The organism is Ornithinimicrobium avium (assembly GCF_003351765.1).
Classification (GTDB): domain Bacteria; phylum Actinomycetota; class Actinomycetes; order Actinomycetales; family Dermatophilaceae; genus Ornithinicoccus; species Ornithinicoccus avius.
The window spans coordinates 2800569-2814847 of record NZ_CP031229.1; the positions used below are offsets into that span (position 1 = coordinate 2800569).

Genomic DNA, 14279 nt, shown 5'->3' on the forward strand with positions numbered 1-14279 from the left:
CATGCCGACGGTCACGGTCCTCGGCGCGACCGGCAAGACCGGCCGTGCCGTGGTCCGTGCTGCGCTGGCCCGGGGCCTGGCGGTGCGCGGCACCTCGCGGCGGCACGTCGACGACGGGTCCGGTGCGGGGTGGCTCGTCGCCGACGTGGCCAGCGGGCAAGGACTGGCCGAGGCGTTCGAGGGCGCGGAGGCGGCATACCTGCTCATGCCCAACGTGCACCCGGGCGAGACGGAGGCGATGGCGCGCGCCGCCCGACTGGCCCGCGGGGCCGGCGTGGATCGGCTGGTCTACCACTCGGTGGCCGACCCGGACGACGCGCGGATGCCGCACCACCTGCGCAAGGGCGGCGCCGAGGAGGCGGTGCGGGCGGTCGACCCGGGTGCCGTGGTGCTGCGGCCGTGCGCCTACCTGCAGAACCTCACCGGCGCGGCGCGCGCGGGGCAGCTGGCGGTGCCCTACCGGCTGGACCGGCCGTTCAGCCTGGTGGACCTGGGCGACGTGGCCGAGGTCGCCGCGGCGGCGCTCGCCGGGGAGCTGCCGGCGGGCACCACGGTCACGCTGGGCGGGCCGGAGGAGCTGACCGTCGCCCAGCTGGCCGCCCGGGCGGAGCAGGCTTTGGGCCGGCCGGTCGCCGCCACCCGCACCAGCGTGCAGGAGTGGGTCGCCGGACCTGGCGCGCAGGTGCACGGGTCGGCGCGGGAGGACCTGCTGGCGATGTTCGCCGCCTACGACGAGACCGGGTTCACCGCGGACCCCGGCCCGCTGGCCCGCCTGCTCGGGCGGCCGGCCACGACCTGGGCGCAGGCCCTGAGGCTGGAGGACCGATGAGGATCGTCGTCGCCCTGGGTGGCAACGCCATGACCGCCACCGACGGCAGTTCCACGCCGGACGACCAGCGCAGGGCCATCGAGGAGGCCTCGCGGCACGTCGCCGCGCTGGTCGCCGACGGGCACGAGGTGGTGCTCACGCACGGCAACGGGCCGCAGGTCGGCAACATCCTGCTCAAGAACGAGCTGTCCGCCGGCCACCTGACGCCCGTGGGCCTGGACTGGTGCGGCGCGCAGACGCAGGGCACGATCGGCTTCACCCTCGTCAACGCGCTCGAGCGCAGGCTGGCCGAGCGCGGCGTCTCCCGCCCGGTCACGGCGCTGGTCACCCGCACCCTCGTCGACCCCGACGACCCGGCCTTCGCCGTGCCCACCAAGGCCATCGGGCCCTACCGCCGGGCCGAGCACGCCGCGGCCAAGCAGGCCGAGGGACAGGTATGGCGAGACGAGGGCAGGCGTGGGTGGCGCCGCCTGGTCGCCTCGCCCGAGCCGCGGGAGATCCTCGACGCCGGAGCCGTGGCGGCACTCCTGGGGCCCGGCTTCCTCGTGGTCGCGGCCGGCGGCGGCGGGATCCCGTGCGTGCCCGACCCTCGGGGCGGCTACCGCGGGACGGAGGCGGTCATCGACAAGGACCTGACGGCATACCTGCTGAGCCGGATGGTGGAGGCGGACCTGCTGGTCATCGCCACCGACGTCGAGCACGCGGTGCTGGGGTGGGGGACGGCCCAGGAGCGGCCGCTGGGGCGGGTCCCGGTGTCCGACCTGCGCGGGTTCCTGGAGGCCGGCGAGTTCGGCGTCGGGTCGATGCTGCCCAAGATCGAGGCGGTCACCCGGTTCGTGGAGTCCGGCGGTCCGCGGGCGGTGGTGACCGCGCTGTCCAGCATCGCCGCGGCGGTGAAAGGTGGCGTGGGCACGGAGGTCGTGATCGACTGAGACCAGTGGGCAGTGCCGGCAGGCACGCAGCGCGGTCATGGTGAGCCAGAGTCCGTCAGCTCGAGGACCTCGTGCCAACCCGAAAACTTGCAGAGAATCCTTTCTTGTGTCAACCTCTTGAGGTAACTGCCCTCGGTGAAGGTGGGGTGGGGGGAGCTGCGGCTGTCGAACAGTCCGTCGCGAGAGTCGAAATGGGAGTTGTCGGACTTGAGGATGCACGAAGTGGCCGCTCGGGCGTTCTGGGCGCTGACCGATGCAGTGATCTGGGCGGTCGCGATCCTCCTCACTACCTGGGGGCGACTCAGTTATGTCTCTATCGGACAGTTTGCGGACACTCTCGTCTATGTCATGCCGGCCGCAGGGGTGCTGCACATCCTGATCGGCGTCGTCACGGGTCCGTACTCCACGAGGCACCAACGCGGTTCGTTCGACGAGGTCGTCTCTGTCGGACGGACGGTCACTCTCACTGCCCTGTTTTTCTTCGTCGTCGTCACGGTGGTCCAGCCGCCTCTTCTGGTGCCGCGCTCCGTGCCGCTCCTCGGGGGCGCGGTAGCTCTCGTTGGTATGCTGGCGGTCCGGTTCGTGGCTCGGGCATGGCGAGCTCGCCGCTTCGGCCGAAGAGAGGCCGAGGCCCGTGCCATCGTCATCGGGGCGGGTGTCACGGGACGCTCGCTGGTGCACAGCATGCTGTTCGGGTCGGGGCAGTACGTCCCCGTGGCCATCGTCGACGAGGACCGCGGTATGCGTCGCCAGCGGGTTGACGGGATCAAGGTTCTGACCGGTCTCGGCCACATCCCCCGGATTGCGGAGCGCAAGCGGGCCACACATCTCGTCGTAGCTCTGCCTGACGCCGATGCGCAGTACTTGCGGGAGGTCGCTCAGATCGGCGACGCGACGGGCCTGCAGGTCAAGGTGCTGCCGGCGATCGACGACATGTTCAACCGTGCAGATGTGCAGGACCTGCGCGACGTGGACCTTGAAGATCTTCTCGGTAGGCGTCCCGTCCTTCTGGACCAGGAGGCCATCGCGGCGCAGATCACGGGCCAGGTGGTGCTCGTCACGGGCGCCGGTGGCTCGATCGGCTCCGAGCTGTGCCGTCAGATCGCGCGCTACCGGCCCGCCCGCTTGCTCATGCTCGAGCGTGATGAGTCCGGTCTGCATGCCACTCAACTCTCCCTGACGGGCCGGGGACTGCTGGAGGGGGAGGACCTCCTCCTGGCAGACATCCGGGAGCGGGGTCGGCTGCACCAGCTTTTCCTTGAGCACCGTCCTGATGTGGTCTTCCACGCTGCGGCCCTCAAGCACCTCACGCTCTTGGAGAAGAACCCGTCCGAGGCCTGGATGACCAACGTCCAAGGTACCTACAACGTCCTGTCCGCGGCGGCTGCCTCGGGGGTGGGCGTCTTCATCAACGTCTCGACCGACAAGGCTGCCGCGCCCACGAGCGCCTTGGGCTACTCAAAGCGGATCGCCGAGCGGCTGACAGCTGAGTTTGCTCGCAAGCACGCCGGTCGTTACGTGTCGGTCCGGTTCGGCAACGTGCTTGGTTCCAGGGGTTCGGTCATCCCGATCTTCACGGAGCAGATCCGCACCGGCCAGCCGGTAACCGTGACGCATCCTGATGTCGAGCGATACTTCATGCTGATCCCCGAGGCCTGTCAACTGGTCCTCCAGGCCTGCGTCATGGGCGGCGACGGGGAGGCGATGGTCCTGGACATGGGAGAGCCCGTCAAGATCGCTGACGTAGCCAGAACCCTGATGAGGATGGCGGGCCAGGAGGTCCCCATCCTGTACACGGGTCTGCGACCCGGTGAGAAGCTGTCCGAGGACCTGTTCACCGACTCGGAGCATCGTCGGGAGACTGGGCATCCACTGGTACGGTCCGTGGACGTGCCTCCCATCTCCGGTGACTTCATCAACTCTTCCACGTATCCCGACTCGGTCGAGACGCTGAGGCGCCTGGCGCTGCATCCCGTGTCGGAAGCAGTTATGCGTGAGGGGAGCCGGTGATCCACCTCTCTCTCGCCGATATCACGGAGACGGAGGAGCGGCACGTCATCGAAGCGTTGCGTTCCGGGTGGGTCGCGCCACTAGGTCCAGAAGTCGAGCTGTTCGAGCAGGAGATGGCCGCCCGGGTGGGAGTCGCGGGCGGACTCGCCCTCGCATCCGGCACCGCAGCCCTGCACCTGGCACTGCTGGGCGTCGGCGTGGACGATGACTGCGTGGTCGTGGTTCCGACGATGACGTTCGCAGCCTCGGCGTTTGCCGTCGCCTATACAGGCGCCAAGCCGGTCTTCGTCGACGTCGAGGAACACGACGGCAATCTGGACGTCGATGTCCTCCTCGGTGCGGTCGACGAGCTCGTCGCGGAGGGGGTGCGGGTCGGCGCTGTCATGACCGTGGACCTGTATGGCCGGACGGCCGACTACGCACGCTTGGCGCCGGCCCTCGCCGAACGGAGGATCCCGCTCGTCGAGGACGCGGCGGAGGCGCTGGGCGCGGTCGACGAGAACGGGCGAGCGGCAGGTAGTTTCGGCATGGCGGCCGCACTGTCGTTCAACGGGAACAAGATCATGACGACTTCTGGCGGAGGCATGATCTTGTCCGACGATCTTGCTCTGCTAGAACGCGCCCGCCACCTCTCGACCCAGGCCCGGCAGCCCGTGCCGTGGTACGAGCACCAGGAGGTCGGGTATAACTACCGCCTCTCCAACATCCTGGCGGCGCTGGGACGCGGCCAGCTGAGCCGGTTGGACGAGATGATCGCCCGCAGAAAGCAGATACACATGCGCTACCGAGCGGCGCTGGGAGGGCTGGACGGCGTGCGCTTCCTCGGTGACGAGGCTGACGGTGGTAACTGCTGGTTGACTTCTGCCGTCTTCGACCCTGCCCGTCTCGGACGCAGCGGCCCCGAGCTCGTCACAGCGTTGAACGCTCGCCAGATCGAAGCCCGGCACCTGTGGAAGCCCATGCACCTCCAACCGGTCTTCGCCAGCTCCCGCCGCGTGGTCACCGGTGCCGCAGAGCGACTCTTCGGGCACGGCATCAACTTGCCGAGCGGATCTGTCCTCACGGACGAAGAAGTGGATCTCGTCATCACGACCATCGGCGACGAGCTGGCCGCGGCTTGAGGGCGCCCCGCAGGGCCCAACGGGTCCTAGACCTGGTTATCGCGGTTCCCGCGCTGACCATCAGCGCGCCCCTGCAGATGATGACCGCTGTCGCCGTCCGGCTGACGAGCGGTGGCCCGGTCTTGTTCCGTCAGCAGCGGCCGGGCTTGCACGGGGTACCGTTCGAGTTGGTCAAATTCCGCACGATGAGGCCGCCTGCGCCCGGCTTGACGGATGACGCGAGCAGGCTTACCCGGCTGGGCGTTTTCCTGCGCTCGACGAGCCTGGACGAGCTTCCGACGCTGTGGAACGTGGTCAAAGGTGACATGAGCCTCGTTGGTCCTCGCCCCCTGCTCATGGCCTACCTGGACCGTTACACCGCTGAGCAGGCACGACGTCACGAGGTGCGTCCCGGGTTGACCGGCCTGGCCCAGATTTCGGGACGCAACAGCCTGGGCTGGGACGAACGGCTGGCGCTGGATGTCTGGTATGTCGACCGAGCTACCGTCGGTCTCGACCTGAGGATCTTGGCACGCACCGTCCTGACGGTCCTGCGTCGAGAGGGGATCAGCGCGGAGGGGGAGGCGACCATGCCCGAGTTCATGGGCGGCGAGTGATCCCCCCACCCACCACCCCACCGATCGTGGTCGGCGCCGGAGGCTTCGGGCGAGAGGTCGTGACCTTGTTGCGTCGGCTTGCCCTCGACGACCGGGTCTGGGCTTGCGGAGAAGTCGTGGACGACGCTCCTAGTCCGGCGAACGTCCATCGGCTGCGACGCCTCGGACCGATGATTCTCGGGAGGGTCTCAGATCTTCTCGACCGCGACGGTCCGCTGTCGGTTGTCGTGGCAGTCGGTGATCCTGACGGGCGCCGCCAGTTGGTGGACCGCCTGAGCCAGAACGCCCGCACAGACGTCTCCTTTCCGATCCTTGTCCATCCGGACACCACCATCGGTGCTGACGTCCGGCTGGGAGAGGGCACGGTGGTGGCACCGGGTGTCCGACTCAGTGCCTCGATCGACGTCTCGCGGCACGTCCACGTAGACCAGAACGCCACGGTGGGCCATGACGTGGTGCTGGACGACTTCGTCCGTCTCAACCCGGCCGCCTGCCTTTCCGGTGACGTACGAGTAGGAGCGGGGGCCCTCATCGGCGCCAACGCGACCGTCCTGCAGGGTCTGACGATCGGGTCAGGGGCAGTCGTAGGAGCCGGCGCTGTCGTGACACGGAACGTCGAGCCCGGACGCACGGTCGCTGGCGTCCCGGCGCGAGTGACCGGCTAGAGGGACGGCCCCACGACACGGTGGGCGTCCCGAGCCTGCCGCGACTCCGAGCATCTTGGGCCGAGAGCGTCTACTCGCTCCAGCTCCGGACGACCTGCTGGATGGCCGCTGCCGCCTCCGCTGGCGTCGGTTGCGGCGGCAGGCCCTTGATATCGCGGAGATCGACGACCGGAAGGTCGTTCCTGGCGGCCCACTCGGCCAGGGGCTCCACCAGCTCGGACGCTGCCCAGCCCGGGGGCGAGAGCACAACGGCGGTCGGGACACGGTCCCCAGCCGCCTTGGCGAGAGCCGCTGAGAGGTCGTCCAGGTCGCTCTCATCGCCCTCGCCGGCCACTGAGATCAGCACGAGGTCGGGGCGGGTGCCTTCTGAGACAAACTGAGGGACCATCTCGGCCGCCGCAGCGAGCGAGGTCCCCTCACGCGCCGCCGCCCACACCACGAGGTCCGCCCTGCCTGAATCCTTGCCGCGCCGGACCGTCTGCTCGTAGTGAGTGTCGCTCGCCTCCTGCCAGAAGTGCACGTCGACGGCGCGAGAACCCTGCATCCCAGCCCACTCGGTGAGCCATTCGTCGTCGTTGTTCACCGTGTGGTCTCCGACGACGAGGAGGTCGGCTCTCGGCGACTGGAAGGCGTCCCACCACACTTCTCGTGGATCACGTGGACCCTCCTTTGACGTGGCCGCAGCCCTGGTGGTGGGCGTGACCGCCGGCGCCCCGCCGCTCTCTGCGTCATCGCTGTGGTGCGCCGGAGCGGATGTTGAGACAGCCACCTCGTCAGGCTGGTGGATCGGCAGGCGTGCAAAGGCCAGCCATGCCGCCGCGACCGCGACGACGGTGGCAACGGCGATCAGGATGTCGAGCGTCCGCGCCGATCTCATCGAGTGCCTTCCTCCCGCCGATGCCACGACTCAGGAGTCGCGCGCCCCAAGCCTAGAAGAGATGTGCCGACGCCCCAAATGGGATTGATACGCTGTCGCTTCAACTTCCTACCCGGTCAGGGGGACTAGAGTGACGCTCGCATCGTTCCTGGACGTCGCGCGCAAGGGCTGGCGCGGCGTGCTGCTAGGTGCGCTCCTCGGCCTCATCGTAGGCGCCGCGATGAGCCTGCTGCAGCCGGTGCGCTACGCGTCCTCGACGGAGATGTTCGTCTCGACGAGCGTAGGCGACGACGCGGCGGGCCTGGTGCAAGGCGTGAACTACACCCAGAACCAGGTCCTCACCTACTCGCAGGTGATGACTCAGCCGATCGTGCTGGACCCGGTCATCGAAGAGCTCGGGCTCCAGAGAGACGCCGCAGACCTCGCGCACGACCTGCGTGCCAACGTCTCCTCGGGAACGGTGCTGCTCGAGCTGACGGCCTACGCACCTTCTGCTCAAGAGTCAGCGCAACTGGCGAATGCTGTCGCTGAGCAGTTCACCGAAACCATCCAGGAACTGGAGTCCGTCCGGTCGGCCTCGTCCCCCGTCAAGGTCAGCGTGACTCGTGCCGCGGCGGTACCAAATGCTCCGATCAGCCCGCAGCCAGGGAGGAACTTGCTGCTCGGAGGACTTGTCGGCGCGCTCCTTGGTCTGGTGATCACCGTCACCAGGGTCGTCACGAACACCCGGATCGTGGACGCGTCCTCCCTTCCGCAGCGGGAAGACCTCCCGCCGCTGATCGGGACCATCGGCTACGACAGGCACGCGGTCAAGCATCCCCTCCTGACGCAGGCAAGTACGCAGCACCCACGCGCCGAAGCGTTCCGCGTGATGCGGACCAACCTGCGCTTCATCGACCCCGAGAACCCTCCGCAGGTCATTGTCACGACGTCGTCCGTGCCGCACGAGGGCAAGAGCACGACGACCGCCAACCTGGCTCTCGCTCTCGCCGCCGACGGCAGCAGGGTGCTGCTCATCGAGGCGGACCTGCGCCGTCCGAAGCTCCTGGAGTACATGGGTCTCGTGGGTGAGGTAGGGCTGACGACGGTGCTGATCGGAGACGCTGAATTCGACGACGTCGTGCAGCAGCACGGCCAGGAATGGCGCATCGACGTCCTGGGTGCTGGTGAGTTGCCACCGAACCCGAGCGAGCTCCTGGGGTCGCCGCGCATGGCTGGCCTGCTGACGGAGGTGCGCGACCGGTACGACTTCGTGGTGATCGACGGGCCACCGTTGCTGCCGGTGACAGACGCCGCCGTGCTCGCGAGCCAGTCCGACGGCACCATCGTGGTCGTTGGGTCGGGGGTGGTCCGCCGTGCACAGTTGCACTCGGCGATGGACGCTCTCCACAGCGTCGGGGCGCATGTGCTCGGCCTGGTGCTCAACAAGGTCCCGGCTCGCGCTGGGGCGACCAACGGCAACTACTACCATGCCTACGCCCGGGAGCAGGCAGACGAGGACGTCCTGAGCGCCCGCTGACTACCCCTTGGCGATGCCGAATCCCGACCGGGCGAGCGCGTCCCACACGACTTCGGCCGTCTCTTCCCCGGCGCGTTGCCAGGTCATGGTGGCGCCGGCCTCGGTTGCGATGGCCGCACGTTCCGCTTCCTCGGCGCGGACGCAGTTCGTGAGGGCTTCGCACAGGGCGGGGACGTCCCCGTAACGGACCACGCCGCAGCGCGGGAACCTCGCCAGGATGCGGTCCTGGTCCGACAGGGAGGTCCCGACGACCGGGACTCCCAGCATCAAGCTCTCCACGGCTTTGAACGGGAAGCCCATCACCTCGTTACGGGGGTACGCGGGAGACTGCAGGCTGACGCTCGCTGCAGCACCGGCCACGATGGCGTGCGTCCCCTCCTGCGCGAGGCGTCCGAGGGACGTCAGCAGACCCGCCCGGGCTGCAGCCTCCACCTCGGGGCGCAACTGCCCGTCCCCGATCACGACGAGCTTGAGGCCCTCCGGCCAGGTGCTGGAGCGGCGGGCATCCAGGAGGAAGCGCACCCCCTGTCGGTCGGCTAGTTCGCCGAAGTAGACGACGTAGGGGGGGTGTTCCGGCGGTCGTCGGTGTCGCTGGATCTTGGGGAAGGCCCCGTTCTGCACCGATTGCGGATCGGTGTGCCCAGCTCCCTGCCGGTCCGCCCAGCCAGCCAGGCCGGTCGACACCGTGGTGATGCGAGTCGCGCCACGCAGCTGCCACCGGGCGAGAGCCTCGAGCAGAGGACGCAGCGGCCGGACGACGGGATGAGCATGAATGACGTCGTCGACCGGCCCGTTGATCTCGAGGACATAGGGCACGCGCCGGGCGCGCAGGGCGATCATCGGCAGGACGTCGGCGACGTGCCAGCGCAGGTAGGCCGCATCGGCCCCACGCAACGCGCGGATGAATTGGATCCCGTTGGCGACGAGACGGACCGGCAGGGGGTGCGTCGGGTCCGCCCACGTGCGACGGACGGTCAGTCCGGCTCGGTCGAGCCCCTCCTCGATCGCCGAGAGGTGGACGAGCGCGGCCGAGCCGCGGCGTGCCGGTTCGGTACTCTGCATGACGATCACCGGCGAAGGCGACCGGCGCTCCTGGCGAGACCTGCTCACGCGTCTCTGACCCGCGTCGTGGCCGCGCCGGGAGTCCGGTGGACGGTGGGACGACCCTGGATGGAGCGGTCACGCCAGAACGGTGAGCGGACGATGGACAGCAGCCCTCTCGCAGCCAGCGGTAGGACGAGGATCGTCGCCATGTCGCGCAGCCGCATCATCGTGCCGTAGTTGCCCGAGACGAGGGCGAGGCCGAGGAGGATCGAACCCGCCGGGCCGGCTAGCCACAGACCGGGCAGACCGAGGCGGCGGAGTCCGATCAGGGTGAGAACCAGGATGCCGATGGCAAAGGCCCCGAAAGGCAGGAAGATGAGCCCGAGCGAAGGGACCTCCCAGGGAAACGGACCGCCTAGGACACGCGCGAGCGTGACGAGGACCTGGCCAGTGACGAAGCCAGACTCGGCGCGTGACTGGTCGTTGCGGATGAGTTCGAGGTCATCGGAGCGCTCCACGGTCTCGGCCAGGACCGCGTTGAAGAAGAACAACGCTCCAGCTACTACTCCCAGCCCGAGCAGGGCTCCGCGCAGCTTGTTGGCGGAACCGATGAGCAGGACCGGGGCGAGCCCCGCAAGGATGAGCAGCACCAGGGTTCCACGTGCCGCGACGAGCAGGCCGCAGAGCGCGAGGAAGCCGACGGAGGCCACGATCGAACCACGGCGGAGGTGGACGAGGCAGAGCGCGATGCCGGCGCAGATCGTCCACACCAGTCCTTCACGCACGGCGAACGACCCCCAAATCCACCAGCTGGGCATCAGGAAGAGCAGGAGCACGGCGTACCCCCCGGCCCGCGGGTGGAGAGTTGCCGCGGTGCGGTGGACGAGAAGCACGGTGATTCCCGTGAGGAGCGCGTTCGCCACGATGCCGAGCTGCAGGTTCGGCTCGATCCAGCGGTACATCCAGGAGAGGAGGACCGGCCAGGCCTGCTTGCTCTCCTGCCAGATGGGGGGATTTCGCCCGTCGGCCAGGGCGAGTGCCTGCGCGTGGTAAGTCTCCTGGTCGGCGATCGCGAACCAGGACCACAGGACGTTGCTGATCCCCAGCCCCCCGTGGAGGACGAAACTGGCCACGGCGGCGACCTTCACCCCGAACGGGCCGCGGTAGAAGGTGCAGGCCAGCACCAGCAGTGCCGCGGCCGCCAGCGCGACGGTGAGCACCGCGAAGGTCAGCGCGTTGGTCGGTTGTGTCACAGGGGCTCCACGTTCACCAGGCGGTCACGCTCACGCCAAGGCGGCGCTTCAGGTAGAGATGCCCGGCCAGTCTATTGGACGACTGGGAGACCGCGGTCGCTACGGCCGCTCCGGTGATCCCGCCGATCGGGATGAGCAGGAAGCACAGGACGATGTTGAGAACGACGCTTCCGGCGGTGATCCAGAGGGCGACGAGCCGGTGGTCCCCGATCGACAGGACTGTCGTGGCGACACCGAGGGCCGCGGTGACCACCTGACCGACGGCTAGGACGACGAGCGCGTCACGGCCGGCGACGAACTCGGGACCGAACACGCTGAGAAGGAGGTCGCCCCCGAAGACGCACACGACGACGACCGCGAGCGCCAGCGCGGTCAGTGCCCTGGACATGAGACGGCACCGTCGGACGAAATCCTCGGTTGGAAGGCTGCCGGCCTGCCACTCCGCGATCGCGGGCAGGAGCAGCGACATCAGGGCCAGCATCGCGTAGGTGACGATGTTCATGACGTTCTGCGTCGAACTGTAGACACCGACGGCTTCCGTCGTGGCCAGGAGCTCGATGACGAACCGGTCCAACTGCTGACCCGCCGCCGTGAGAAGAGCCGTCACCATGTAGATGAAGCCGTGTCCGAGGGAGTCTCGGCCGAGGACGGATGCACCCACGTGCTGCGAGGAGGACGCCGGGTGCACAGAGCCGGGGGATACGGCGCGCGTCCGGTAACGCCTGGTCAGGACGAGGGCGCTCATCCCAGCCAGGAGCGCGAGAACACCGAGGGACCCGAGCAGAGCGGTGTTGACGACCAGGGTGAAGTCCAGGGCCAGGACGAAGCCCATGACGACCAGGAGCCCCACGAACAGAGCGGGACGCAGCACAGACTCGAGCGACGCGGCCATGACCTGGCGGTGCTCAGAGACGAGGAAGCTGAGGAACAGGGTGGACCAGGCCATGAACATCACGGTGCCGCTGGCCCAGAACAGCTCGGGAACGATGTACCAGGCGACCAGCGCGCAGAGCGTGGTGGCAAGTGCCCCTGTGAGGGTCACCACACCCAGCAGCGAACGCAGGTACGCTCCTACGGCTCGGTCGGCGTCGGCGCGCATCCGCAGCCGGGGTAGCCGCTCGAGGAGGAGGGTGTTCATGCCGAACACCCCCAGGATCCCGCCCAGGTTGGTCAAGGTGAGGAGCAGGGCATAGACCCCGAGGCCGTACGGACCGTACAGCCGGGCGATGATGATTGAGGCGGCGAGCAGCAGCGCCCCGTACGAGACCCGTGCCGCATAGAGGAGGCCTCCGCGCAGCAGCGCCCTAGAACCCATTGACGACCCTCAGGATCTGGTCGCGCAAACCGCTGGCTTCGAGGACCGACGACCACCGGAACGTTTCGGGGTCGGCGTTGCGCAGCGGCATCGCAGCCAGTTCCTCCGGGGTCGGCGGCCGGTCTGGGTCGAGTACCGCGAAGCGGGCATCGTGGTCGGCCTGGAACCGGCGCACCCAGGGATAGTCGTTCGTCAGGATCTTCAGCCCAAGGGCGGAATACTCCAGGACCTTGGTGGAGGTCTGGTGCTGGTAGGGGGTGACCGGAGGCACGTAGTTCAGCCCGTACGTGCAGGTGCGCAGAGCCTCAGGGACGTCGTCTTGCCGGAGCCTTCCTGCGAACGTGACGTTCGGGTATGCCGCGAGGGCGCTGCGCAGCTGGCTGTCTGGTTCTCCGACCAGCAGGAGACGGAACCCTGACGCAGCGAGCGACGTCAGTGGCCGCACAAGGCCGCGCGCCACGGTCAGGCTGCCGGCATAGCCCATGTCGTGCTCTTTGCCCCCCACCGGTGAAGTGGCGAAGAAGGCGTCCGAGACGCCCATGTCGCGCAGCACCCAGGGACAGCCGTCCCGGAAGTCCATGTGCTCCTTGACGAAGCAGGAGAGGAAGCTGCGGAGAACGGGGCGGATCTGGCCGGAGCGTTTGATGCGGTCCTTGAGCGGCGCCCAGGGCGGAGTCGACAGCGACGAGTAGTCGTGGATGCGGGGGGTCCGTGCACGCCGCCACCGGCCCTCAAAACCCATGACCACGTGGGCCAGGTCCAGCTCGACGCAATCAAGATCCTCCTTGTCCTCGACGAGGACGTAACGCACGTCAGGATCGTTCGCGAAGTGGTGGACGAGCGCGAAGATCTCTGGCCCGTAGAAGCGGGTCGGACGCGCGATACCGACACGGATCATGCCTCCTCCAGGAGGAAGCGCGCCCAGCAGTCGCGCACCTGCTTCTGATCGAAACGAGCGAGCGCACGCGATCGTGCCTGCTGGGTCAGCGAGAGGCGACGACCCGGGTCCGCGAGCAGATCGAGGACAGCGTCGACGAACGCGCCGTCGTCGCCCCACGGGACCAGGACTCCCGTGACGTCGTGCTCGACGGCGTCGACTACACCTGTCACCGCGCAGGAGACCACCGCCAGTCCGCTGAACTGCGCCTCCAGGATGACGTTGGGCATACCTTCGCGCCGGGTGGGCTGGGCCAGGACGTCGGCGGCCCTGAGCCACGTCTCGACCTCGTCCGAGCGGCTCTCGTGCCGTACGGCGGGGCTGGCTGTGAGGAGGTCGACGAGACCTTCCTCGGTCGCCGTTCGCGGCTCGGGCTCGCCGATGAGCACCAGCACCGTGTCGGACCGCGTCTCGAGCACCGCGGCGAGTCGCACGAGTGCACTCAGGCCCTTGTCGCCGGTCAGACGCCCGACGAAAAGGACCACGTGCTTGTCCGCCGGAAGGCCCAGTCGGCGCCGCACAGCCCGGCTCTCGTCGGCCGTGGCAGGTCGGAACCGAGAGGGGTCGACGCCGTCGGCAGATCCGTGCGCGATCACCCTCACCCGACGACGAGGCAATGGCGGAAGGAAGGACCGGAGCGACGCCGCGACCGACGGACTGACGGCGACCGTCTGCGTGGCTCCGGACGCGACCAGCACCTCGAATGCCTGGAAGACGCGTCGACGCCACCCGGTGAAGCCCTCGTACCGCAGACCATGCACGACGTAGATGCGACGAGGAACGCGGGTCGCGACGGCCGCGAGCATACCCAGCAGTCCGGCTTTGGGTGTGCCCAGCACGACAGTGTCGGGGCGCAGGCGACGGAGGATGCGGGTCAGGTCTCGGGCGGCCCGAAGGTCAGCCAGCGCAGAGGGCTCGCGGTCGACCGTCCAGGGCTCGAACGAGGGGAACTCCTCACCGATAGTGCCGTCATCGCCGCAGACCAGGGTGGTGCGAATACCGCGGCTCTCCATGTGCTGCAGATGCCCACGCAGAAAAGCACGTGCGGTCACAGGACTGGTGACGCACCACAGAACATGCGGCATGCAGACCCTCCAACCACCCCGGGCGCTAGGCGTCGTCTCGCTTGGTGCGGCCTCACACGTTAGCATCAGGCCTTCACGGGGTCCTCGGGTGCCACG

Annotated in this window: 13 protein-coding genes; 7 read left to right on the forward strand and 6 right to left on the reverse strand. The window is 68.5% G+C overall.

What is annotated here, in order from left to right; all coding sequences use genetic code 11:
- Position 1 precedes the first annotated feature (1 nt).
- From DV701_RS12715 to DV701_RS12740, 6 genes are all read left to right on the forward strand, one after another.
- The gene (locus DV701_RS12715; protein WP_114928743.1) at positions 2-829 is read left to right on the forward strand and encodes an SDR family oxidoreductase; all 828 of its coding nucleotides are present in this window, start codon (positions 2-4) and stop codon (positions 827-829) included.
- Positions 826-1761 (forward strand): carbamate kinase, encoded by a 936-nt coding sequence (locus DV701_RS12720; protein ID WP_114928745.1) that lies wholly within the window; start codon positions 826-828, stop codon positions 1759-1761. The genes DV701_RS12715 and DV701_RS12720 overlap by 4 nt, the downstream gene beginning before the upstream one ends.
- Positions 1762-1983: 222 nt before the next feature.
- Positions 1984-3771 carry a nucleoside-diphosphate sugar epimerase/dehydratase gene (locus DV701_RS12725; protein ID WP_228255020.1) on the forward strand — a complete coding sequence of 596 codons (1788 nt, stop codon included), beginning with the start codon at positions 1984-1986 and terminating at the stop codon, positions 3769-3771.
- Positions 3768-4892, forward strand: coding sequence for a DegT/DnrJ/EryC1/StrS family aminotransferase (locus DV701_RS12730; RefSeq protein WP_114928747.1), 1125 nt, complete (start codon positions 3768-3770; stop codon positions 4890-4892). The genes DV701_RS12725 and DV701_RS12730 overlap by 4 nt, the downstream gene beginning before the upstream one ends.
- Entirely contained in the window at positions 4889-5488 is a 600-nt protein-coding gene (locus DV701_RS12735) for a sugar transferase (RefSeq protein ID WP_114928749.1), read from the forward strand. The genes DV701_RS12730 and DV701_RS12735 overlap by 4 nt, the downstream gene beginning before the upstream one ends.
- A 26-nt stretch (positions 5489-5514) precedes the next feature.
- Positions 5515-6153 (forward strand): NeuD/PglB/VioB family sugar acetyltransferase, encoded by a 639-nt coding sequence (locus DV701_RS12740; protein ID WP_228255021.1) that lies wholly within the window; start codon positions 5515-5517, stop codon positions 6151-6153.
- A gap of 70 nt (positions 6154-6223) precedes the next feature.
- Here DV701_RS12740 and DV701_RS12745 read toward each other — a convergent pair whose 3' ends face one another.
- Positions 6224-7030, reverse strand: coding sequence for a hypothetical protein (locus DV701_RS12745; RefSeq protein ID WP_162803011.1), 807 nt, complete (start codon positions 7028-7030; stop codon positions 6224-6226).
- 130 nt (positions 7031-7160) lie between these two features.
- Between DV701_RS12745 and DV701_RS12750 the strand changes: the two genes are divergently transcribed.
- Positions 7161-8549, forward strand: a complete 1389-nt coding sequence (locus tag DV701_RS12750; protein WP_114928753.1) for a polysaccharide biosynthesis tyrosine autokinase — start codon at positions 7161-7163, stop codon at positions 8547-8549.
- Here the strand turns inward: DV701_RS12750 and DV701_RS12755 are convergent, their stop codons facing one another.
- The 5 genes from DV701_RS12755 to DV701_RS12775 are packed head-to-tail and all read right to left on the reverse strand — an operon-like array spanning position 8550 to position 14183.
- Positions 8550-9611, reverse strand: a complete 1062-nt coding sequence (locus DV701_RS12755) for a glycosyltransferase (RefSeq protein ID WP_228255357.1) — start codon at positions 9609-9611, stop codon at positions 8550-8552. It lies immediately after the preceding gene.
- 44 nt (positions 9612-9655) lie between these two features.
- Positions 9656-10846, reverse strand: coding sequence for a hypothetical protein (locus DV701_RS12760; protein WP_114928757.1), 1191 nt, complete (start codon positions 10844-10846; stop codon positions 9656-9658).
- Between the two features lie 13 nt (positions 10847-10859).
- Complete coding sequence (locus DV701_RS12765; protein ID WP_114928759.1) at positions 10860-12161, reverse strand: MATE family efflux transporter; 1302 nt, start codon at positions 12159-12161, stop codon at positions 10860-10862.
- Positions 12151-13059, reverse strand: a complete 909-nt coding sequence (locus tag DV701_RS12770) for a glycosyltransferase family protein (protein WP_114928761.1) — start codon at positions 13057-13059, stop codon at positions 12151-12153. The genes DV701_RS12765 and DV701_RS12770 overlap by 11 nt, the downstream gene beginning before the upstream one ends.
- A complete protein-coding gene (locus DV701_RS12775) occupies positions 13056-14183 on the reverse strand; it encodes a glycosyltransferase (protein WP_162803012.1) in 1128 nt (375 codons plus the stop codon). The genes DV701_RS12770 and DV701_RS12775 overlap by 4 nt, the downstream gene beginning before the upstream one ends.
- Positions 14184-14279: the final 96 nt, after the last annotated feature.

Excerpts from the sequence above, each read along its gene's own strand:
- DV701_RS12715 (WP_114928743.1), top strand. The coding sequence starts at position 2 with ATGCCGACGGTCACGGTCCTCGGCGCGACCGGCAAGACCGGCCGTGCC.
- DV701_RS12720 (WP_114928745.1), top strand. The coding sequence starts at position 826 with ATGAGGATCGTCGTCGCCCTGGGTGGCAACGCCATGACCGCCACCGAC.
- DV701_RS12745 (WP_162803011.1), bottom strand. The coding sequence starts at position 7,030 with ATGAGATCGGCGCGGACGCTCGACATCCTGATCGCCGTTGCCACCGTC.
- DV701_RS12755 (WP_228255357.1), bottom strand. The coding sequence starts at position 9,611 with ATGCAGAGTACCGAACCGGCACGCCGCGGCTCGGCCGCGCTCGTCCAC.
- DV701_RS12765 (WP_114928759.1), bottom strand. The coding sequence starts at position 12,161 with ATGGGTTCTAGGGCGCTGCTGCGCGGAGGCCTCCTCTATGCGGCACGG.
- DV701_RS12770 (WP_114928761.1), bottom strand. The coding sequence starts at position 13,059 with ATGATCCGTGTCGGTATCGCGCGTCCGACCCGCTTCTACGGGCCAGAG.
- DV701_RS12775 (WP_162803012.1), bottom strand. The coding sequence starts at position 14,183 with ATGCCGCATGTTCTGTGGTGCGTCACCAGTCCTGTGACCGCACGTGCT.